The 20,797-nt window shown below is 71.0% G+C and carries 19 protein-coding genes; 10 read left to right on the top strand and 9 right to left on the bottom strand.

Annotated elements, in window-relative coordinates; genetic code table 11:
* Positions 1 to 38 precede the first annotated feature (38 nt).
* Positions 39 to 890, bottom strand: coding sequence for a carbohydrate ABC transporter permease (locus tag AB0C28_RS31965; RefSeq protein ID WP_358079704.1), 852 nt, complete (start codon positions 888 to 890; stop codon positions 39 to 41).
* Positions 880 to 1,698 carry a sugar ABC transporter permease gene (locus tag AB0C28_RS31960; RefSeq protein ID WP_357859076.1) on the bottom strand — a complete coding sequence of 273 codons (819 nt, stop codon included), beginning with the start codon at positions 1,696 to 1,698 and terminating at the stop codon, positions 880 to 882. The genes AB0C28_RS31965 and AB0C28_RS31960 overlap by 11 nt, the downstream gene beginning before the upstream one ends.
* A gap of 457 nt (positions 1,699 to 2,155) precedes the next feature.
* Between AB0C28_RS31960 and AB0C28_RS31955 the strand changes: the two genes are divergently transcribed.
* Both AB0C28_RS31955 and AB0C28_RS31950 read left to right on the top strand, forming a co-directional pair.
* Positions 2,156 to 3,250, top strand: a complete 1,095-nt coding sequence (locus AB0C28_RS31955; RefSeq protein ID WP_357858999.1) for a LacI family DNA-binding transcriptional regulator — start codon at positions 2,156 to 2,158, stop codon at positions 3,248 to 3,250.
* A 138-nt stretch (positions 3,251 to 3,388) separates the two neighbouring features.
* Positions 3,389 to 4,354, top strand: a complete 966-nt coding sequence (locus AB0C28_RS31950) for an NlpC/P60 family protein (protein ID WP_357858996.1) — start codon at positions 3,389 to 3,391, stop codon at positions 4,352 to 4,354.
* Positions 4,355 to 4,398: 44 nt separating this feature from the next.
* Here the strand turns inward: AB0C28_RS31950 and AB0C28_RS31945 are convergent, their stop codons facing one another.
* Positions 4,399 to 5,454 (bottom strand): ferritin-like protein, encoded by a 1,056-nt coding sequence (locus tag AB0C28_RS31945; RefSeq protein ID WP_358079702.1) that lies wholly within the window; start codon positions 5,452 to 5,454, stop codon positions 4,399 to 4,401.
* Positions 5,455 to 5,457: 3 nt separating this feature from the next.
* Complete coding sequence (locus AB0C28_RS31940; protein ID WP_358079700.1) at positions 5,458 to 7,263, bottom strand: hypothetical protein; 1,806 nt, start codon at positions 7,261 to 7,263, stop codon at positions 5,458 to 5,460.
* 354 nt (positions 7,264 to 7,617) lie between these two features.
* Here AB0C28_RS31940 and AB0C28_RS31935 point away from each other — a divergent pair, with 354 nt between their 5' ends.
* The 3 genes from AB0C28_RS31935 to AB0C28_RS31925 all read left to right on the top strand — a co-directional run bounded on the left by AB0C28_RS31935 (position 7,618) and on the right by AB0C28_RS31925 (position 10,612).
* A complete protein-coding gene (locus AB0C28_RS31935; RefSeq protein ID WP_357858989.1) occupies positions 7,618 to 8,451 on the top strand; it encodes an N-acetylmuramoyl-L-alanine amidase in 834 nt (277 codons plus the stop codon).
* Between the two features lie 74 nt (positions 8,452 to 8,525).
* Positions 8,526 to 9,824 (top strand): alpha-glucosidase/alpha-galactosidase, encoded by a 1,299-nt coding sequence (locus AB0C28_RS31930; RefSeq protein WP_357858986.1) that lies wholly within the window; start codon positions 8,526 to 8,528, stop codon positions 9,822 to 9,824.
* Complete coding sequence (locus tag AB0C28_RS31925; protein WP_357858983.1) at positions 9,821 to 10,612, top strand: DeoR/GlpR family DNA-binding transcription regulator; 792 nt, start codon at positions 9,821 to 9,823, stop codon at positions 10,610 to 10,612. Before AB0C28_RS31930 ends, AB0C28_RS31925 begins: the two co-directional genes overlap by 4 nt.
* Before the next feature lie 9 nt (positions 10,613 to 10,621).
* Here the strand turns inward: AB0C28_RS31925 and AB0C28_RS31920 are convergent, their stop codons facing one another.
* Positions 10,622 to 11,890 (bottom strand): alpha-glucosidase/alpha-galactosidase, encoded by a 1,269-nt coding sequence (locus AB0C28_RS31920; RefSeq protein ID WP_357858980.1) that lies wholly within the window; start codon positions 11,888 to 11,890, stop codon positions 10,622 to 10,624.
* Positions 11,887 to 12,867 carry a carbohydrate kinase family protein gene (locus AB0C28_RS31915; protein ID WP_358079698.1) on the bottom strand — a complete coding sequence of 327 codons (981 nt, stop codon included), beginning with the start codon at positions 12,865 to 12,867 and terminating at the stop codon, positions 11,887 to 11,889. The genes AB0C28_RS31920 and AB0C28_RS31915 overlap by 4 nt, the downstream gene beginning before the upstream one ends.
* A gap of 117 nt (positions 12,868 to 12,984) precedes the next feature.
* Here AB0C28_RS31915 and AB0C28_RS31910 point away from each other — a divergent pair, with 117 nt between their 5' ends.
* Genes AB0C28_RS31910 through AB0C28_RS31900 form a run of 3 tightly spaced genes read left to right on the top strand, consistent with a single transcriptional unit; the run spans position 12,985 to position 16,045 of the window.
* Positions 12,985 to 14,283: an ABC transporter substrate-binding protein gene (locus AB0C28_RS31910; RefSeq protein WP_358079696.1), complete on the top strand. Its 1,299-nt coding sequence runs from the start codon at positions 12,985 to 12,987 to the stop codon at positions 14,281 to 14,283.
* A 2-nt stretch (positions 14,284 to 14,285) separates the two neighbouring features.
* Complete coding sequence (locus AB0C28_RS31905) at positions 14,286 to 15,227, top strand: sugar ABC transporter permease (protein WP_357858972.1); 942 nt, start codon at positions 14,286 to 14,288, stop codon at positions 15,225 to 15,227.
* Complete coding sequence (locus AB0C28_RS31900) at positions 15,227 to 16,045, top strand: carbohydrate ABC transporter permease (RefSeq protein WP_357858969.1); 819 nt, start codon at positions 15,227 to 15,229, stop codon at positions 16,043 to 16,045. Before AB0C28_RS31905 ends, AB0C28_RS31900 begins: the two co-directional genes overlap by 1 nt.
* Positions 16,046 to 16,057: 12 nt before the next feature.
* Here AB0C28_RS31900 and AB0C28_RS31895 read toward each other — a convergent pair whose 3' ends face one another.
* Positions 16,058 to 17,194, bottom strand: a complete 1,137-nt coding sequence (locus AB0C28_RS31895; RefSeq protein WP_358079694.1) for an epoxide hydrolase family protein — start codon at positions 17,192 to 17,194, stop codon at positions 16,058 to 16,060.
* Between the two features lie 62 nt (positions 17,195 to 17,256).
* Here AB0C28_RS31895 and AB0C28_RS31890 point away from each other — a divergent pair, with 62 nt between their 5' ends.
* A complete protein-coding gene (locus tag AB0C28_RS31890) occupies positions 17,257 to 18,207 on the top strand; it encodes a transcriptional regulator (RefSeq protein WP_357858963.1) in 951 nt (316 codons plus the stop codon).
* 150 nt (positions 18,208 to 18,357) lie between these two features.
* Positions 18,358 to 18,801 carry a DNA-binding protein gene (locus tag AB0C28_RS31885; RefSeq protein ID WP_358079692.1) on the top strand — a complete coding sequence of 148 codons (444 nt, stop codon included), beginning with the start codon at positions 18,358 to 18,360 and terminating at the stop codon, positions 18,799 to 18,801.
* Between the two features lie 104 nt (positions 18,802 to 18,905).
* On the opposite strand, the gene AB0C28_RS31880 is transcribed toward AB0C28_RS31885, so the two are convergent.
* Both AB0C28_RS31880 and AB0C28_RS31875 read right to left on the bottom strand, forming a co-directional pair.
* Positions 18,906 to 19,994, bottom strand: coding sequence for a Gfo/Idh/MocA family oxidoreductase (locus AB0C28_RS31880; RefSeq protein WP_357858952.1), 1,089 nt, complete (start codon positions 19,992 to 19,994; stop codon positions 18,906 to 18,908).
* The gene (locus tag AB0C28_RS31875) at positions 19,979 to 20,686 is read right to left on the bottom strand and encodes a ThuA domain-containing protein (RefSeq protein ID WP_358079690.1); all 708 of its coding nucleotides are present in this window, start codon (positions 20,684 to 20,686) and stop codon (positions 19,979 to 19,981) included. The genes AB0C28_RS31880 and AB0C28_RS31875 overlap by 16 nt, the downstream gene beginning before the upstream one ends.
* Between the last annotated feature and the right edge of the window lie 111 nt (positions 20,687 to 20,797).

Here is a 20,797-nt window from a genome sequence, read left to right as displayed (position 1 = left end):
GACACTGGGGGGGGTGACGCGGGGCGGGTGAGCCCGGATCAGCGGAAGCCGGTCGTGGAGATGCCCTGCGTCAGGTAGCGCTGCCCGGCCAGGAAGAACCCGAAGATCGGCGCCAGGCCCACGATGGACATGGCGAACAGCTGCCCCCAGGCCGTCTCGCCCTGCCCGTCCATGAACGAGCGCAGCGCCACGGGCATGGTCCACAGCTCGGGGTCGGTCAGGAAGATGAGCTGGCTGAAGAAGTCGTTCCAGGTCCAGATGAAGGTGAACAGCGCCGAGGTGGCCAGCGCCGGCACCGACAGCGGCATGATGATCCGCCAGTAGATCCTGAAGTGCCCGCAGCCGTCGATGCGGGCCGCCTCGTCCAGCTCCCTGGGCAGGCCGCGGATGAACTGCACCATCAGGAAGATGAAGAACGCGTCGTGCGCCAGGAACTTCGGCACGACCAGCGGCAGGTTCGTGTTGATCCAGTCGAGCTGGGAGAACAAGACGTACTGGGGGACGATCAGTACGTGGATGGGCAGCATCAGCGTCGCCAGCATCATGGCGAAGAAGACGTTCCTGCCCCGGAAGTTCAGCCGCGCGAAGGCGTAGGCGGCCAGCGAGCACGACATCAGGTTGCCGACCACGGCCAGCAGCGCGATCACGGCCGAGTTCAGCAGGTAGAAGTGGAACGGGTGCTCCAGCGCCGTCCAGCCGGCGGTGTAGTTGCTCAGGTCGAAGCTGGTCGGCCAGATGGAGGGGTCGCGGAAGATGGTCTCGGTCGGCTTGACCGAGCTGGACACCATCCACAGCAGCGGATAGAGCATCACCAGGCCGAAGCCGATGAGCAGCACGTGCTTCGACAGCCGGCGCGAGCGTCCGCCGGAGGCCTTGAGTTCAGCCACCATAGAACACCCACCGCCTGGCGAAGAGGAAGTTGATTCCGGTCAGCACGGCGATGATGGCCAGCAGGAACCACGCCATCGCGGAGGCGTAGCCCATGTCGAAGGAGCCGAAGCCGCGTTCGTACAGGTAGAGCGTGTAGAGCAGGGTGGAGTCCGACGGCCCGCCGCGCCCGCCGCTGATCACGAACGCCTGCGTGAAGCTCTGGAAGGCGCCGATGAGCTGCAGGACGAGGTTGAAGAAGATGATCGGGGTGAGCATCGGCAGCGTGATGTGGAAGAACCTCGTCACCGTGCCCGCGCCGTCCACCTGGGCCGCCTCGTAGTACGAGGTGGGGATCTGGCGCAGCCCGGCCAGGAAGATGACCATGGGCGCGCCGAAGGTCCAGGCGTTGAGCAGCACGAGTGTGCCGAGGGCGAAGTCGGGGTGTGACACCCAGCTGACGCCCTCCGTGCCGAATAAGGCCAGCACCTGGTTGACCAGGCCGTCCTTGCCGAAGATCTGCCGCCACAGGATGGCGATCGACACACTGCCCGCGAGCAGCGAGGGCAGGTAGTAGACGGACCGGTAGAAGCTCAGCCCGCGCACGCCGCGGTTGAGCAGGAGTGCCAGGGCCAGCGCCAGCACGAGCTGGATGGGCACCGACACGAACACGTAGATGAACGTGACCAGCAGCGACTTGTGCAGCCGCGGGTCGGCGAGCATCTCGCGGTAGTTGTCCAGTCCGAGCCATTCCGGCGGCTTGAGCAGGGTGTATTCGGTGAAGGACAGGTAGAGCGAGGCCAGGATCGGCCCCACGGTGAACAGCGCCATGCCGATGAACCACGGCGTGAGGAACAGGTAGCCGATCCGGTCGCGTGGCGGGCCGCTGATCTTTCTGTGACCGGCCCGGCGCCGGGTCAGAGACCGCGTCCGGGCTGGTGAGGCAGGGGTCGGCGAGACGGTCGTCTCGGGGCTGTCAGGGGGATGCAAACGTTCGCTCATCTATTACCCTTCGCGGTCGCGCTGAGCCGCACGCAACCGGGGACAATCAGGGACGCAAGCCGTGAGGCGCCTGTGAGTAACCAGTTTCTAACATTGCCCACATCGGGTGTCAACGCTTGGTTGGCCGAGCGATGACCTGCATCGACGGCGAAGCCGCCGGGACTTGCGCGTTTTCCAGCAAACGGTTGTAATACCCGAAGAAACCGGTATCTCAGCGTCGGCGCCCGGCCGGGGGTCAGTGTGATGTCATGCATGCGAGACGACGGCCGAGCGTGCGGGAGAGCGGATGAAGGCCAGCGCCCAGGACAGAGACGGAGACGATGAGCGGAAAGAGGCCGGCTCAGGCCGGGCACCAGGCCAGGCAGCGGGGCGGATAGCGGGGCGGCGGGGGCCGCGACCGGCCGGGCCGGCCACGATCAGCAGTGTCGCCGCGGCCGCCGGGGTCTCGCGAGCCACGGTCTCGCGGGTCATGAACGGCTCGCCGAGCGTGCACCCCGAGCTGGCCGCCCGGGTCAGGGCCGCGGCCGAGGCGCTCGACTACGAGCCGAGCGCGGCCGCGCGCAGGCTCGCGCTCGGCCGCACGGGCACCGTCGCGCTGGTGGTCCCCGACCTGTCCAACCCGCTGTTCCAGAACGTGCTGCGCGGGCTCAGCCAGGCCGCGGGCAAGGCGGGCTGCCAGCTGCTGGTGGTCGAGTCGGACGAGGACCCGGAGGAGGAGGTGGTCCTGGCGCTGGAGGCGCGGCGCAACTGCGACGGGCTCGTGCTGGCCTCGCCCAGGGCGCCGGACGGGCGGCTGCGTGAGCTGAGCGAGCGGCTGGCGCCGTTCGTGCTGGTCTACCGGGAGGTCGCCGGGCTGGGCGCGCCGTCGCTGTCGATCGACAACCGCGCCGGCATCGGCGAGATCGTGGCCCACCTCACCGCGCTGGGCCATCGCCGCCTGGCCTACCTGGCCGGCCCGCCCGCCAGCGCGGGCAACGCCGAGCGGCTGGCCGCGCTGCGCGCCGCCCCCGGGCTGGAGCTGACCGTGCTGCCGTGCGGGTCGATGTTCGACCACGGCCACGCCGCCGCCGCGGCGGTGGTGGAGTGCGGGGCGAGCGCGGTCGTGGGGTTCAACGACATGGTGGCCTCGGGCGTGCTGACCGGCCTGCGCGAGCTGAACGTACGGGTGCCCGGCGAGGTGTCGGTCACCGGGTTCGACGACATCGCGTTCGCCCGCTACACCTCACCGCCGCTGACCACGGTGTCCATCCCGGCGAACGAGCTGGGCAGGCAGGCGTGGGAGCGGCTCTGGGCGCTGATGAACGGCGAGAGCGGCGGCTACAACGTGCGCTACCAGCCCCGTTTGCTCGTCCGCGACAGCACCGGCCCCGCGCCGTCCTAGACACCGCTCCCCCAGCGGCTGAACATCGGCGGAGCATCCTGCGTACCTCCTGCCGAAGCGACCACAAGGCGACAGATGAGGCGACGCTGAGGAGGCGGGACGGTGACGATGGCCGGGCTCGGACGGATGGCGGGCGCCATGACCGTGACTCTGACGGTGGCCGTCGCGGTGGCGGTGACGGGCACAATAGCCGTGCCCGTCACCGCGCTGGCCGACCCCACCCCCGCCCAGGCCAGGGCCAAGCTGATCAAGCTGAACGAGCGGGCCGACCGGCTCGTCGAGCGCTTCAACCAGGCCACGGAGACCTACCGCAAGGCCAGGAAGAAGTACGAGACGCTGGACACCGAGTTGCGCGCCAAGCAGGCGCAGGCCGAGGCGCTGCGCGGCGAGGTGGCCGAGCTGGCGCTCAACGACTACCAGATGGGCGGCCCGCTCGGCTGGCAGCGGTACGTGGTCCAGGGCGACCCCACGGCGATGCTCGGCGGCATGGCCTCGCTGGAGCAGATCATGCTGGACCGGGCGGCCAAGGTGCGCGCCTTCCACAGCGCGACCGAGGACCTGCGCCGGCGGCGCGACGCGGCCAAGGGCGTGCTGGCCGAGGCGGAGAGCGCGCGCGACGACGTGCGCGAGGAGAAGTCGAAGGTGGAGAAGCTCGTCGGCGAGCAGACGAAGCTGCTGCGCAGGCTGGGCGCCTTCAAGACCGGCAATCCGCGCAGCACCGGCATCACCTACACCGGCCCCGCCTCAGGCAACGCCCGTGAGGCGCTGCAGTTCGCGTTCGGGCAGGTCGGCAAGCCGTACCGGTTCGGCGGCACGGGGCCGGACTCGTGGGACTGCTCGGGCCTGGCCCAGGCGGCCTGGCGCGCGGCCGGGGTGCAACTGCCCCGCACCACGTACACGCAGTGGAGCTGGGGCGCCGCCCGGCGCGTGCCGGTGAGCCAGGCGCAGCCCGGCGACCTGCTGTTCAGCAGAGGGCTCGGGCACATGGGCCTGTACGTGGGCGACGGCAAGATGGTGCACGCGCCGCAGACCGGGGACGTCGTCAAGGTGGTCGTGCTGGACGACTACTGGCGCAACCGCCTCCTCGGCGCGGTCCGCCCCTGAGGCCGCCGAGGTGCCCGGCCCCTGCCGCCTTGAGGACGTCCCCGCTACAGGTTGACGGGCGCGCGGGTGAACACCGGCCCGGCGTGCCGCCCGGTCGGGACGCCGGCGGCCAGCAGGGGCATGGTGGCCAGCAGCTGCCCGGCCAGCTTCAGCTCGAACATGACGCCCATCGCCGCGTCGAGATGCCCGGGATCGCCGTCCACGCAGCGTTGCAGCGCGTCCAGCAACCGGGTGAACGTCACCCTGAACTGGTGCACGCGCCGCCACGCCTCGCTCTCCGGATCGAGGTCGGCGGGCCGCTGGTTCGGCGTGAGCGGCCACACGCCGTCGGCGTCGAAGGGGTACGGGTCGCCGCTGTAGGAGAACCCGTCCGGGGCCGAGGGGTCGCGCACCAGGCGGCGGCCCTTGGCGATGGCGGCGAAACGGTAGTAGTGGGCGATGTCACCGTCGGGATCGACCGGCGAGTCGGGCGTGCCCTCGCCCTCCTCCACGATGAGCCCGATGGCGCGGGCGGCGTCCTTGGTGGTCCTGATCGGGAAGAGCCGGTCGGCGCCGAACCACGCGGGCGCGACCACCTGCCGCCGCACGTCGCCGGGCAGAACCTCCTGAGGCAGGGCGAGCAGCGCGTCGGACAGCGTGCGGTAGAACTCGCCGATCGTGGCGAACTCCGGCGGCTCGGCCACCCCGTCCGCCTGCCGGAACACGAGCGGGTTCTCCGGCTCCTCGATCCGCATGAACACCGACTCCATGAGCCCGAGGGAGAACGGTTCGAGCCCGACGACGAGGTCATCGCCGATGCCGAGCGGCAGCGGCCCCGGATAATCGGCCACGAAGTCAGGGGCGTCGAGCGCGGGCCTGGCGCCGAGGGCGTTGAGCAGGTTGCACCCGATGAGCAGGTGCAGCATCTCGTCCACGACGACGTCGTGCACGGCCCACCAGATGTCGCGGTTACGGCCCGGCTTGAGCGACAGCATGGCGGTGAGGTACGGCGGGATGGTGGCGAACTCCAGCCGGATGGCGTCCTGGACCCGCGGGACGAGGTCGGCGGGCTGCTGCGCCCTGGCCAGCTCGTCGACGGCGGCGCGATCGATCCTCAGCATAGGTCAGTCACTCCCCTCTGCGGCGCGGTCGGTCCTCGGCATCGGTCGGTCGCTGCCTTCGGCGGCCCGGTCGAACCGTCTTCTGACCCGCTCGGCACTCTCGTGCGCGGCGGCCGTCTTGGCGACGGACTCCTGCGCCGCCCGCCCCGGCACGGCGCGCCGCATCGCCCTGGGCCCGGTGGGCAGGCCGCGCAGCCAGCGCAGGATCGTGGCCCGCTTCGGCTCGGACAGGTCGCGGGTGACGGGCATGTGGTTGGGGTCGGTGATGTCACGCGACAGCGCCAGCAGCATGGCGGCCCGCCATGGCTTGAGCGCCTCCAGGTCGCCGAGGTTCACCAGGTGCTCGCCCATGATCGGATAGTGCAGGGCGTAGGGGGCCAAGAGGCGCTGCACCTCGCGTTCGAGGTCCTCGTCCGCGGGCGGGACGTGGGCGTCGCGCACGTGGGCCACGATCACGTCGAAGCTCGGGTCGAGGCCGGAGCCGTCGAGGTCGAGCTCACCGTCCTCGGTGACGCGCGGGCTGTAGCCGGCCCGCTCGACGACGCCGTCGAGCGCGCCGCGCGGGTTGCCCGGGTCACCGGCGGAGAACGTCACGGTGGCGGTGCCGCCGGGTCCGGTCTCGACGGTGGCGGGTCCCGTGAGCACGGCGCCGGGGCCCTGGGCGGAGGCGAGGTGAATGGTCAGGCCGGCGGCGGGCGCGCCGCGGCGCCGCGCGTGCAGGGTGGCCGTCGCCGAGGCGCCGGCCTCGACGCGGTGCACGAAGTCGTCGGCCCTGACGTACAGGCCGTCCGCGACCTCCCTGGAGACGACGAGCAGGCCGCCATCCGGTCTGGGTATGACCAGCGCGAGGGGACGCCGGGCGAGCGCTTGGGCGGCTTCGGGAGTGAGCGGGAGCGAGACGACGCCCGCGGGCGGGAGGTCCGGGAGCAGCGAGACCGTACCGAGGCCGAGCCCGGCGCCCGGAGGGAGGACGTCGCCCGCCGCCACGTCCTCGCCGGGCAGGACGGCGACGCCGATCGCGGCCGCCTCGGGGTGCACGGTCCCGGTCGCGTCGGCGAGCGGGTAGGCGTTGCCGAGGTCGAGCACGAGCCGGTCGCCGGTCACGACGGCCACGGCCGCGCCGATCGGGACCTCCTCGGTCAGCAGGCCCCCGTCGAGGCGGCGGCCGGCGACGAACGACATCGGCTCCCCCGCCCGCCACGGCCCGATGCAGCCGGTGAGCCTGCCGGTCGCGAAGGTGACGCCACCGCGCCTGGCGTCGATCGCGAACACGTTGAGACCGATCGACAGCCGCTGCGGCGACGCCGCGCGCAGGGCGGCCAGCACGGGGACGGAGCCGGCGCCCGGGCCGTACTCGACATCCTCCAGGACGGAGATCCACGAGGCGCCCAGCCCGCCGAAGCCGTCGCCGGGGACGCGCTGCCACAGGTCACGGAAGGCCGCCGGCCGGTAGCGGCCGGACAGCAGCGTCTCGCCGCCGTGGCCGGTGAGGCGGACGGTCAGCCCCCAGATCTCGGTGGAGAACTGCCACTCGGGATCGAGGTCGGCGAGCTTGGCGGCGGCCCGGTCGCGGGTGGCGGCCACGACCAGCCCGAAAGCCGGGTCGTCCGCCGTCAGCGGCGCGCCTGGCGCGCTCTCCCCGCCGTCGACCACGCAGCCGAGCAGGTCGAACGTGCCGCCGCCGTACGGGTTCCAGCCCGGATCCGGCACGCCGCCCGAGCCGAAGGAGGACGGGTCGTTGTTCATGGTCGGCACGTCGCTGAGGAACCGGCCCGCGAAGGTGACGCGCGGGCTGTCGAGATGGCTCATCGTGGCGCTCCCCCTGTCCGTTCAGTATCGGATCGTGCGAAGGACGCTGAGATCGGGATCGGCCCCGTCAACCCCCACCACACACTGATGCCGCACCGCCGGGCCGGGCACTGCCCTCAGGGATAGACCTCAGGGACCGCTTCCGGAGGCAGCGCTCCGCCGGAATCTTCACGACTTTTCCGGCTGCGCTCGGGTACGGCATGCTAATGATCTGTAAGCACCCGCCCGCGATCGCCGCGGGCCGAGGTCACGATCACGCGCACATCCAGCAGTGATCACATACCGCGATCGAGCGGCTGCCAATCGTCAATCGAAGGTTGTGAGACTCATCGAGACACATGACGGAGGTACCTGATGCCCTTCCTGACCCAGCTCGCCGACGTCGCCCGCCGCACCGGGCACCCCGTGACCGAGGTGGGCGGCTGGAGGACCCGCGGCCACGGGCCGCAGCCGGAGGTGCAGGGCATCGTCTGCCATCACACCGCCGGACCGGCCGGAGGCGGCGACTACCCCTCGCTCGCGGTGGTGCGCGACGGCCGCCCCGGGCTCGACGGGCCGCTGTCGCACTTCGGCCTGGGCAGGTCGGGGCACATCTACGTCATCGCGGCCGGGCGCTGCTGGCACAACGCCCCCTCGACCTCGCCGCGGCACGACAACTCCAGCTCGATCGGCATCGAGGCGGAGAACGACGGCTCCCAGCCGTGGCCGGAGGTCCAGCTGGACGCCTACCGGAAGCTCTGCGCCGAACTGTGCCGCGCGTTCGCGCTGCCCGCCTCGCGGGTCAAGGCGCACCGTGAGGTCAACACCTCCAAGCCCGACCCCCACTCCATCGACATGAACGCCTTCAGGGCGGCCGTCGCCGCCCTGATCAACGGCGGGCCCGTGCCCGCGCCCGGACCATCCACCCCCACCCCATCCTGGACGGAGGAGATCTTGAGAGAGCTCCCGCTGATCAAGCCCGGTGACGACAACTTCGACGTCAAGACCGTCAGAGGCTGCCTGTTCGCGCGGGGGCACGTGCCGCCGGCCGCGTACGCCGGCATCCAGGACGGCCTGGAGGGGTGGCTGAAGACCACGCAGTGCGACAACGGGCTGGTGGAGCTGGTCCGCGGCTTCCAGCGGGCCGAGGGCATCGACGAGGACGGCTTCGTCGGGCCCGCGACGTGGGGGCCGCTGCTGCGCGTGTAGCCGGCCCCGGAGCCTGAGCCCTGCCGGAAATGGGCGGGACGGGCCCGCGGCGGGGGGCGTGCCATACTTCGGGGATGGCGCGGATCGTCTTCATCGGGGTCGGTGACGTGGAGCTGACGCGCCGCGTCGCCTCCGCCCTGATGCTCACCCCCTCGCTGCACGGCGAGCTGGAAATCGTGCTGCACGACGACGACCCCGGCCGGCTGGCGACCACCGAGCGGTTGGTGCGCGCGCTCGACGCCGAGGCGCGGGCGGACGCGAAGATCCGCAGTGTGTTCGACCGCCGGCAGGCCCTCAAGGGCGCCGGGTTCGTCGTCGCCCACCTCGACGTCGGAGGGTTCGAGGCGACGCTGCGCGACTTCGAGATCCCCCACCGCTACGGCCTGCGCCAGACCATCGGCGACACGATCGGCATCGGCGGCGTCTTCCGCGGGCTGCGCACGATCCCCGTGCTGGTCGAGCTGGCCGCGCAGATGGCCGAGGAGTGCCCCGACGCGTGGCTGCTGAGCTGCAGCGACCCGATGGCGATGACCGGGTGGGCGGTGCACGAGGCGACGGGGTTCGAGCGGTTCGCCGGGCTCTGCCACTCGGTGTGCGACACGCACGCGTACCTGGCCGATCTGGTGGGCCGCGACGAGGACGAGGTGAGCTTCCTCAGCGCGGGCCTCAACCACCAGTCGTTCGTGCTGCGTTTCGAGGCCGGCGGGCGCTCGCTCTACCCGGAGCTCGACGCGGTGCTCGACGCCGACCCGCAGCTCAAGCGGCACGTCCGCGCCGAGCTCTACCGCACCTTCGGCTACTTCCCCACGCAGTCGAGCGAGCACGCCGCCGAATACGTGCCCTGGATCATGCGTCACCCCGACGAGACCGCCCGGCTCGGCGTGCCGGTCGAGGAATACCTGCGCCGGGTCGGCAAGAGCCTGCACCTGTACGAGGAGACACGGCGGGCCCTGTCCGCCGGCCACCCGCTGCTGATCCGCTGGCAGCACCAGGAGCCCGCCGCGGCGGCGATCCTGGCCATGCTGACCGGCGAGGAGAAGGAGATCTACGTCAACGTGGCCAACCGGGGGCTGATCGGCAACCTGCCCGAGGGCAGTTGTGTGGAGGTGCCGGCCGTCTTCGGCGCGGGCGGGGTGCGCCCCCGGGCCGTGGGCGAGCTGCCCGTGCAGCTGGCCGCGCTCAACCGGACCTTCCTCAACGTGGTCGAGCTGACCGTGCGTGCCGCCCTCGACGGCGAGCGCGCGCACGTCTACCACGCCGCGATGCTCGACCCGAACACGGCGGCCACGCTGCCGCTGCCCGCGATCGAGCGGCTGTGCGACGAGCTGATCGAGGCGCACGGCGACCTGCTGCCGCCGGCGGTCCGTGCATGAGTGAGTCGATGCCGACCGAGGTGCGGCGCGAGCGCATGCTGGCGCTGCTCACCGAGCAGGAGTTCGCCCGGGTCGCCGAGCTGGCCGAGGCGTTCGGGGTCTCCAGCGTGACCGTCCGCGCGGACCTCGACGCGCTGGAGGAGCAGGGCCGGGTGCGCCGGGTGCGCGGCGGCGCCGTGTCGGCCGGGCCCGCGCCGCACGTCGAGCCGTCGTTCGAGCTGTCGCTGGGCACGGCGGCGGTGGAGAAGTCGCTCATCGGGAAGATCGCCGCCCGGCTGGTCGGCTCGGGCGAGAGCGTGCTGATGGGGGCCGGCACCACGACCTCCTACGTGGCCAGGGAGCTGGTCGCGCGCTCCGACCTGACCGAGGTGACGGTGTTCACCAACGGGCTGCGCACGGCGCTGGAGCTGGAGCCCGCGCTGCCCAGGATCTCGGTCGTGGTGACCGGCGGCAGCCTGCGCCGCCAGCAGCACTCGCTGGTCGACCCGCTGGGCGGCAAGCTGCTGGAGGGCATCAGGGCCCACACCGTCATCCTGGGCTGCGGCGGCGTGGACGCCGCGGGCGGGGTGACCAACGTGAGCCTGCCCGACGCGGAGATGAAGCAGCGCATGTTGCGCGCCGCGGCCAGGAAGATCCTGGTCGCCGACGCGTCCAAGCTGGGCGTGGTGGAGATGGCGCCGATCTGCGCGATCGGCGACATCGACCTGCTGATCACCGGCGAGTCGGCCGACCCGGAGTGCGTGGCGGCGCTCAGGGACAAGGGCCTGGAGGTCGAGATCGCCCGCTGAGCGCCGAGCTCACCCGCGCAGGGCCTCGGGGAGGAGGTCGCCGTGGGCGCGGGTCAGTTCGTCCGCCATGTGCCAGATGTCCTCCAGCGGAAGTGACGCGGCGGTGTTGGGGTCGATCATCAGCGCGTGCCTGACGTGGCGGGGCTCTCCTTCCAGCGCGGCACGTACAGTGAGCTCATTGACGCTGACATAAGTCCTGTTCAGAGCGGCGAGTTGCGGGGGCAGAGCACCGACCGCGGTCGGCCTGACGCCGGTCGCGTCGACCGCGCAGGGCACCTCCACCACGCAGCCGTGCGGCAGGTTCGAGATGAGCCCGTCGTTGACGACGTTGCCGTAGACGACGCGGGGGGTGCCGGTGACGACGCTGTGGATGATCTGGGGGGCGTACTCGTCGGTGCCGGCGATGTCCAGCTCGCCGCCGTGCCGGACGAGGTCGCGGGTGCGCTTGTACTCGGCCAGGTTCTCCTCGCTGACCCGCAGGTACTCCCCCACCGGGATGCGCAGCCGGTCGATCTCGGAGTCGTGGTGCATCAGCCAGGGCACGTACTCGGCGGAGTGCTCGCTGGTCTCCGTCGGGTAGTAGCCGAGCCGCCGGTACATGTCCACCCGCACCCTGCGGCGCAGCTGCGGGTCGTCCACGTCGAGGAGCGGGTAGAGGTCCTGCCCGTCGCGCTCGAAGCGCAGCACCCACGCCTGGTGGTTGACTCCGGCCGCGAGGTAGGTGATCTCCTCGTACGGCACGTTCACCAGCTCAGCCAGGTCCCGCATGGTCCAGTAGACCGAGTGGCACAGGCCGACGACGTTCTTCACCTTGCCCGACAGGTACCAGACGTTCATGGCCATCGGGTTGGTGTAGTTGAGCAGGAGCGCGTCGGGGCAGACCGCGTTGATGTCCGCCGCCAGCGCGTCGAGCAGCGGGAACGTGCGCAGCGCGCGGAAGATGCCGCCCGCGCCGATGGTGTCGGCGATGGTCTGGCGCAGCCCGTACCTGGCGGGGATCTCGAAGTCGACGACAGTGGCGTCATAGCCGCCGACCTGGACCATGTTGATCACGAAGTCGGCGCCGTCGAGCGCCTCGCGCCGGTCGAGGTGGGCGGTGACGGTGGCGGCGTCGCCGGTGATGCGGCGGGCCACGGCCTCGGCCACCTGGAGGCGCTCGGGGTCGATGTCGTGCAGGGCGATCCGCATGCCACGCAGCTCGGGGAACTTGACCAGATCGGCGAGCAGCCCGTGGGTGAAGACCACGCTTCCCGCGCCGACGAACACGATCTTCTTCATGCTGTTGCTTCCTCCCAGGTGGGCTGGGCCGCGGTGCCCCCGGCGGCGCGGGTGGAAAGGGTGCCGCAGGCCACGGCCACCGTCATGGCCTGGCGCAGCGGGCGGCCGCGCAGGAGCGCGGCGAGCAGGCCGGCGTCGAAGCTGTCTCCCGCGCCGACGGCGTCCACGACGGTGGCGGGCGGGGCCGGAATCTCGACGAGCTCACCGTCGGCGAAGGCGATCGCGCCTCGCTCGCCCCGCTTGACCACGGGCAGCGTGCCTCGGGCGGCCAGCTCCCTGACGGCCTGCTCCAGCGTGGTGATCCGCGGGCTGCCGGATCCGGCGCCCGTCGTGACTCCCGTCGTGGCTCCTGTCGCCGCGACGGCGCGGGCGATGGCCAGGGCCTCAGGCTCGTTCGGCAGGAGCACGTCGGTGACGGGGAGGACGTCCTCCAGGCCCGCCCAGCGGCCCGCCGGGTCGTCGTTGGTGTCGAGCGAGGTGGACGCGCCCGCGGCCCTGGCCAGCCCGAACAGCCCGCCGAGCCCGGCCGCCAGCAGCGGCTGCAGGAAGTACGACGACACGTGGACGTGCGCGGCCCGCTCCAGCAGCCCCGGCGGTACGTCGGCCGCGCCGAGCCGATCCAGGCAGCCGGGAGCGGTGAGGATGGCCCGGTCGTCGCCGTCCACCAGCGCCACCGTCATGGCGGTGGGCACCGCGGGGTCGACGACGCAGGCGGACACGTCCACACCGCCGGCGCGCAGGGCGTCCAGGACGAAGGCCCCCGCGGGATCGTCTCCCACTCGCCCGACGAACGCGGTGCGCAGACCGAGCCTGGCGGCGCCGTACGCGGTGATGGCGCCGGAGCCGCCGAGCACCAGGCCGGCGGCGGGGACGAGCTGCTCACGCTGGCCGAACTCGGGGTGGCGAGGCGAACCCGACACGATCACGTCCGGGTTGGCGTCGCCGACGACAAGAAGGTCGAAGGTCGTTCTGGACACCACGGCACGGTCCCAGGAGTTGTGAAACCTTGTCAAGCCTTGCGCTTTTTCGAAGGTATTGACAAGACTTCGAAAGTAACCATGATTGGCTCCAACATTCCGGGAGGAGCATCCACAGTGCGAAGAAGAACCGCGGTGGCCCTGGTCACGGCGATCATCCTGGCGGCCGCCGGCTGCGGGGGGTCGCCCCAGGAGGGCGCCAAGACGGTGGACCCGCAGGCGAAGGTGAAGCTCACCTGGTGGACGGGCCAGACAGCCGACGCAGAGAAGATCCTGGAGGGTCTGGCGGCGGAGTTCACCAAGAAGCACCCCAACGTGACCATCGACGTCTCCTCGGGGGCGTCCACCACCGACGAGCTGCTGCAGAAGCTGTCCGCCGGTTTCGCCAGCGGCGTCTATCCCGATATTTCGTACTCGTTCGGGAACTGGGCGTCGCAGCTCCAGGAGTCGGGCAAGACCCTGGACCTGACGGAGAAGGTGAAGGACCCGGCGGTCAAGTGGGACGAGTTCGCCGCCTCCGCCCGTGCCACCGCGACGCCGAACGGCCAGGTCATCGGCTTCCCCGCGCTCGTGGACAACCTCTCGCTGCTCTACAACAAGAAGCTCTTCGACGCCAAGAACGTGCCGTACCCGACCGACGAGTGGACGTGGGACGACTTCAGGGCGGCGGCCAAGAAGCTCACCGACCCGGCGGCGAAGATCTACGGGACCGCGTACTCGGTGAGCGGCTCGGAGGACACCACCTGGCACTTCTGGCCACTGCTGTGGCAGCGCGGCGGCGCCATCCTGTCGCAGGACCAGAAGCAGGCCGCGTTCAACGGCCAGGCCGGGGTGGACGCGCTGGAGTTCCTGCGGGCGATGGCGGTGGACGACAAGAGCGTCTACCTCGACCAGACCGACGAGCGCTACGCGCCGCTGTTCGGTGACGGCCGGATCGGGATGATCATCAACGGGCCGTGGACGTTGTTCGACCTGAAGCAGAAGAAGACCGACTACGGCGTGGCCTTCCTGCCCGGCACGAACGGTGACCATCAGACGGTCTCGGGCCCCGACCTGTGGACGCTGTTCGACAACGGTGACGCCAACCGGGCCTACTGGTCGTTCGAGCTGATCAAGTGGCTCACCTCGGCCGAGGGCGACTCCCAGTGGAACCTGGTCCAGGGCAACCTGCCGCTGCGTACCTCCGAGACGTCGCTGCCCGCGTACCAGGACTACGTCAAGGAGTACCCGGGCGTGGAGAAGATGGTCGCGAACATGGCCAACGCGAAGCAGGCCCGGCCCACGGTCAGCGGATACGTGGAAATGTCGCGACATGTCGGGGAGGCCATCGCCAAGGTGCTGCAGGGCGCGTCCGCACCGAAGGCGGCGCTGGACGAGGCCGCGACCAAGTCGGCCCAGGCGCTGGCCGGAGGCTGACCATGTCGCTGCTGTTCGCCGGGCGGCGCCAGAGCGCCGCCCACCGCGCGGCGATCCCGTCCGGCAGGGTGCGGTGGCTGCACCGCACCCTGGTCGGCTGGGGGTTCGCGGGCCCCGCCACCGCGCTGGTGGTGGGCCTGTCGATCTTCCCCGCGGCGTGGGCGTTCCTCATCTCGCTGCAGAAGTGGAACGGCATCGCCCCGGCCAAGCCCATCGGCCTGCTCAACTACCAGTTCATGGCCCAGGACCCCGATCTGCTCGCGGCGGTCCAGCACACGCTGGTGTTCACCGTGCTGTTCGTGCCGTCGTCGATCTTCCTCGGGATGCTCGTCGCCGTCGCGCTCAACCGGCCGATCAAGCTGGTCGGCTTCTACCGTACGTGCATCTTCATCCCCTTCGTCGCCTCGGCGGCGGCGACCGGCATCCTGGCCAGCTTCGTCTTCAACCCCCAGTACGGCGCCGCCAACAGCGTCCTGCGCGTGCTCGGCCTGCCGCAGCAGCAGTTCCTGGAGAGCCAGTCGCAGGCGCTGGCCGTGATCTGCCTGATCGCGCTGTGGGGGCAGGTCGGTTTCACGGTGGTCGTCTACCTGGCCGCGCTGCAGGACATCCCCAAGGACGTGGTCGAGGCGGCCCGCATGGACGGCGCCAACCGCTGGCAGGTCTTCCGGCACGTCACGCTGCCCGCGCTCGGGCCGGTCACGGTGTTCACCTCCATCTGGCAGACGATCACCGCGCTGCAGCTCTTCGACCTGGTCTTCACCACGACCAGGGGCGGTCCGCTGGGGGCGACGCAGACGATCGTGTACTACGTCTACACCCAGGCGTTCAAGCTCACGAAGTTCGGCTACGGCTCGGCCGTCGCCTACGGGCTGTTCGCCGTGACCATGCTGATCACCGTCGGGATGATCCTCTACTCCCGGCGCAGCAAGATCGAGGCCTTCTGATGAGACGCCTGCCGTTCAGCCCCTGGCATCTGCTGCTGATGCCGCTGGCCCTGCTGTTCGCGCTGCCGCTGGTGCAGATGGTGCTGACCGCGTTCATGCCGGACGGCGACATCAACCGCTTCCCGCCCCGCTTCATCCCGAGCCGGCTGCAGCTCGACGGCTTCATCGGCCTGTTCAGCCAGTCGCAGGCGCTGCGCTGGCTGCTCAACACCGTCATCGTGTCCACCATCGCCGTGGTCGCGCATCTCGCGCTCTGCTCGATGGCCGGCTACGGCTTCGCCCGGCTGAAGTTCTTCGGCAAGAACGCCGGGTTCCTGATGATCCTGGCCACCATCATGATCCCGGCCCAGCTGCTGATGATCCCGACGTACGTGATGTTCACCCGGCTCGGCCTGATCGACACCCTGGCGGCGGCGTTCGTGCCGTGGCTGGCGTCGGCCTTCGGGATCTTCCTCATGCGGCAGTTCTTCCTGTCGCTGCCCGCCGAACTGGAGGACGCGGCCCGCATCGACGGCTGCACCACGTTCGGGGTGTTCTGGCGGGTGGTGCTGCCGCTGGCCAAGCCGGCCCTGGCCACGCTCACCGTGTTCACCCTGCTGGGCTCGTGGAACGACCTGATCTGGCCGCTGGTCGCGATCAGCGACGAGAGCATCTACACGATCCAGCTGGGCCTGGCCAACTTCCAGGGCACCCGGCACACGCAGTGGTCGCTGCTCATGGCCGGCAATGTGGTGGCGACGATGCCGCTCATCATCGCCTTCATCGTGGCGCAGCGGCAGTTCGTGGCCACGATGACGTTCAGCGGCCTGAAGGGGTGAGGCGGGCCGGGTTCAGCGGACCAGCCGGAAGAACGCGCGGACGTCGGCGACCAGCAGGTCCGGCGCCTCCATGGCGGCGAAGTGGCCGCCCCGGCCGAACTCCGACCAGTGGATCACGTTGTGCTCGCGCTCGGCGACGCGGCGGATCCCGGCGTCCCCGGGAAAGACCGCCACCCCGGTGGGGACGTCGGACTTGTCCACGGGCTGCCCCCAGTCGGTCGCGCCCTCCTTGTACAGGCGGGCCGACGACCCCGCGGTACCGGTGAACCAGTAGATGGAGACGTCGGTGAGCAGCTGGTCGCGGTCCACGGCGTCTTCGGGCAGGTCGCGGGCGGGGTCGGTCCACTCCTTGAACTTCTCGGCGATCCAGGCCAGCTGACCCGCGGGAGAGTCGTGCAGGCCGAAGGCCAGCGTCTGCGGGCGGGTCGACTGGATCATGGCGTAACCCGAGCGGTCGTGGTCGGTGTAGAGGGCCAGCCGGGCCCGCTCCGCCTCCGTCAGCCCCTCCGTCTCGCCGGGCTCGAACGACGGGAAGCCCAGGGCGCCGTTGACGTGGACGCCGGCGACGTTGCCCGGCGCGACCCGGCCGAGCTCGGGAGAGACCAGCGCGCCGGTGTCGCCGCCCTGGGCGCCGTAACGGTCGTAGCCGAGGCGGTGCATCAGCTCGGCCCAGGCGCGGGCCACCCGGCGCAGGTTCCAGCCGGTCTCGCGGGTGGGGCCGGAGAACCCGAAGCCCGGCAGGGAGGGCGCCACCAGGTGGAAGGCGTCGGCCGGGTCGCCGCCGTGGGCGCGCGGGTCGGTGAGCGGGCCGATGATCTGCATGAATTCGGCGATCGAACCGGGCCAGCCGTGCGTGAGGACCAGCGGGAGCGCGTCCGGCTCGGGTGAGCGCACGTGCATGAAATGCACTGTCTGACGGTCGATCTCGGTGGTGAACTGCGGGTAGGCGTTGAGCGCCGCCTCGTGCGCGCGCCAGTCGTACGTGGTCCGCCAGTACTCGGCCAGTTCCCTCGCGTACGAGGTCGGGACCCCGTAGGACCAGCCGGTGCCGGGCAGCTCGTCCGGCCAGCGGGTGCGGCCCAGCCGGTCGCGGAGGTCGTCCAGGTCGGCCTGGGGAATGTCGATGCGGAACGGGTCGATGGTCGTCATGCCTCAGACGTTAGAAGCCACCTAGGACGAATTCGGTCCTAGCTCGGAGGCAGAATGGGACCATGTTGGAGACCTCGGCCCGGCTGCTCAGACTGCTGTCCCTGCTGCAGACCCATCGTGACTGGTCCGGCGCGGAGCTGGCGGAGCGGCTGGGCGTCACCACGCGCACCGTGCGCCGCGATGTGGACCGGCTGCGCGAGCTGGGCTATCCCGTGCACGCCACGCCCGGCGCGCCGGGCTACCGGCTGGGCGCCGGGTCCGACCTGCCCCCGCTGCTGCTCGACGACGACGAGGCGGTCGCGATCGCGGTGGGGCTGCGCACGGCCGCCGGTGGCACGGTCGCCGGGATCGAGGAGACGTCCGTGCGGGCGCTGGCCAAGCTCGAACGCGTGCTGCCCGCGCGGCTGCGGCGGCGCGTGCACGCGCTCCAGTCGATGACGGTGCCCATGACGGGAGCCGCGGCGCCGGTCGACGCCGACGTGCTGACCGCCATCGCCACGGCCTGCCGGGATCACGAGGGACTGCGGTTCGACTACCGCTCGCACGACGGCAGGGACAGCGTTCGTTCGGCCGAGCCCCACCGGCTCGTGCACTCGGGGCGGCGGTGGTATCTCGTCGGCTGGGACGTCGACCGTCGCGGCTGGCGCACGTACCGGGTCGACCGGCTGCGGCTGCGGACGCCGAACGGGCCGCGTTTCGTCCCCCGCGACCCGCCCGACGACGACCTCGCCGCCTACCTGTCCCGCGCGATCTCCAGCGCTCCGTACCGGTACCGGGCGCGCGTCACCATGCACGCGCCGGCCGAGGTCGTGGCCGAGCACATGCCGCCGACGATGGGGACGGTGGAGGCCCTCGACGACCGCACCTGCCTCCTGCTGTGCGGCGCGAACACCCTCGACGAGATCGTCGTGTGGATCGCCCTGATGGACATCGGGTTCGAGGTGCGCGATCCGCCCGAGCTGGTCGAGCGGGTCGGCGCGCTGGCCGACCGCCTCCGGGCGGCGTCCCGGTGAGGCCGGCTCCGTTCGGCGGTGGCCTTGTTGAGCTCGCTGCGGAGTTCGCGTTGCAGGAGCTTCGGCATCTCCAGGAGATCGCCGCTCTTGAACACGTTGTTTAAAACAATGAGTTGACAACATCATGTGTCGTACCGCATGGTTGGACGCATGTCGTCTTCCTCTGACCCCTTCGCCGCGCCGCAGCCCGAGCAGGCGCGGGCCCATCGGGTCTACGCGTCCCTGCACCGCATCTCCGAGCGGCATGCCGCCACCGACGAGCAGCGCGGCAGGCAGGTGCACCCCTCGGCCCTGGGCGCCCACGAGGCCGTCAGGCTCGTGTCGTTCCTGCTCAGCGGGGCCGCCCAGGTGCAGGACGGCGAGCCGGAGGTGGATCACGCCGACATCACCGCGGCGCTGAGCCTCGTTCCGCTGATGCGCGCGGAGATGGACGCGCTGGAGGCCGGGCTGCTGGAGATGGCCAGGGGGCGGGGCATGACCTGGCAGGACATCGCGTTCGGCCTGGGCCTGCGGACCGCGCAGGCGGCCAGGCAGCGTCACGAAAGACTGGCCGGCCGTACGACGGCCGACGAGGACATGGTGGGGTCGGAGTAGAGACCGCCCAGGCCCCGATGTCCCGACCGGCCCCGCCCCGGCACCGGCTCCCCGGCTCACGTCAGGTGGCGCGGTGCCGGCCGGGCGGCACCGCGCCGGAGTCGTCAGCCGGCCGTGGCCGAGTTGCCCAGCGCCACCGGGGCGGGGCGTTCGCAGGTGCTCTCGACGTCCACCGATCGCCCGGACTCGGCCGAGGCGAGCAGCGATTCCATGATGTCGAGCACGTGGATGCCGAGCGTGCCGCCCGCCCTGGGCTCGCGGCCGAAGGCGAAGTCGATCAGGCCCACGCCGCGCCCGGCCTCCTCGTACCCGGCCGACACCGGAAGGGGACTGGCCTCCTGCTCCCCCAGCCGCGTCAGCAGCACGGTGCCGTCGAAGCGGTTGGGGTCGGGGACCACCAGCGAGCCTAGGTCCCCGTGCACCTCGATGTTGGGCGCCTTGGTCGCCACCGCGTCGAAGCTCATGACCAGCGTGGACAGCGCACCGGACTCGTGCACGAGCACGCCGGTGACGTGGGTGTCCACCAGGACCGGGATCTCCTCGCCCTGGCGCGGGCCCTTGCCGATCGTGCGCTTGGACCGCGTACGGCTGGCCGCCCCGATGACCGTGGCCACCGGGCCGAGCATGGTCACCAGGCTGGAGATGTAGTACGGGCCCATGTCGAGGAGCGGCCCGCCGCCCGGCACGTAGTAGAAGTCGGGATGGGGATGCCAGCGCTCGTGGCCGGGCGTCAGCATCGTCGCCGTCGCCGCCACCGGCCGGCCGATCAGCCCGTCGTCGATCGCCACGCGGGCCGTCTGCGTGCCCGTGCCGAGCACCGTGTCGGGCGCGCACCCGACCCGTACCCCGGCCTCGGCTGCGGCCTCCAGCACGCGCCGCGCGTCCGCGCCGGTCGCGGCGAGGGGCTTCTCGCAGTAGACGTGCTTGCCCGCCGCGATGGCCTGGAGCGCGATCTCGGCGTGGGCGGCCGGGATGGTGAGGTTGAGCACGGTGTCGATGCGCGCGTCCGCCATCAGGTCCGGCACGCTCAAGACCTCGACGCCCGCGTACGGCCGCACCGCCTCCCGCGCCCGGTCGAGGTCCAGGTCGGCCACCGCCACCAGGTTCACCTGCGGCAGCCGATCGATGGTCTGGAGGTACTGGGCCGAGATGGCCCCGACGCCCACGATGCCGAGGTTCACCGGCTGGCCCACAACATGCCCCTTTCGATGATCGTGCGCACGCTGTCGTTCTCCAGGACGTCGAGGCTGTGCCCGGGGGTGGCGACGAAGATCTTCCCGTTGCCCCATCGCCGGGTCCAGATCGCCGGCGAGGTCACCTCCCGGTGCCATGGGTCCCACGGGCGCACCTTCTGGGTCGTGGTGGCCAGCACGTCGATGTAGGCGTCGCTCAGCACCCAGTACTGCTCGGTGACGAGGTCGAAGTCGGCGATCCCCTGGGTGATGGGGTGGTCGGCCGCCTCGGGGAGCATGTTGACGGTGTAGGGGACGAAGTTGTGCCGTTCCGTGCCCGCGTCCTCGCCGTCGGGGTGCTTGCCGGGGTGGCAGGCGAACTGGCCGCCGATGAGGTGCAGGTAGTCGGAGGAGTTACGGTAGGAGTCGGCGATCCCGCCGTGCCAGCCCGCCATCCCCGTGCCCGCCTCGATCACGGCCCGCAGGCCCTTGAGCTCGGCCGGCTCGATCTTGCCCATGGTGTAGCACTGGACGATGAGGTCTACTCCGGACATGTACGCGGGGTCCGCGTAGGGCGCCGGGCTGTCGGACAGCCGTACCTCGAAACCGTTCTTCTCAAGGAAGGGTACGAAGAGGTCGGTGGCCGCCACCGGGGCGTGCCCTTCCCAGCCGCCCCGCACCACGAGGACCGTGCGCGTGTTCTCGCCCGCCATGCATTCGCCAATCGCTCGATGAACCATAAATCGGCCGTGGGCCGCCAAAGACATAGAAGCGGCACACTTCGCCAATTGTGTCTGAGTCTGGCGGAAAACTCCCGTTGATAT

This window comes from Nonomuraea sp. NPDC048892, assembly GCF_040649735.1.
In the GTDB taxonomy this organism is placed as follows: Bacteria; Actinomycetota; Actinomycetes; order Streptosporangiales; family Streptosporangiaceae; genus Nonomuraea; species Nonomuraea maheshkhaliensis.
Note: the sequence above shows the minus strand (reverse complement) of the source record. Positions and strands in the feature narration are given on the sequence as shown.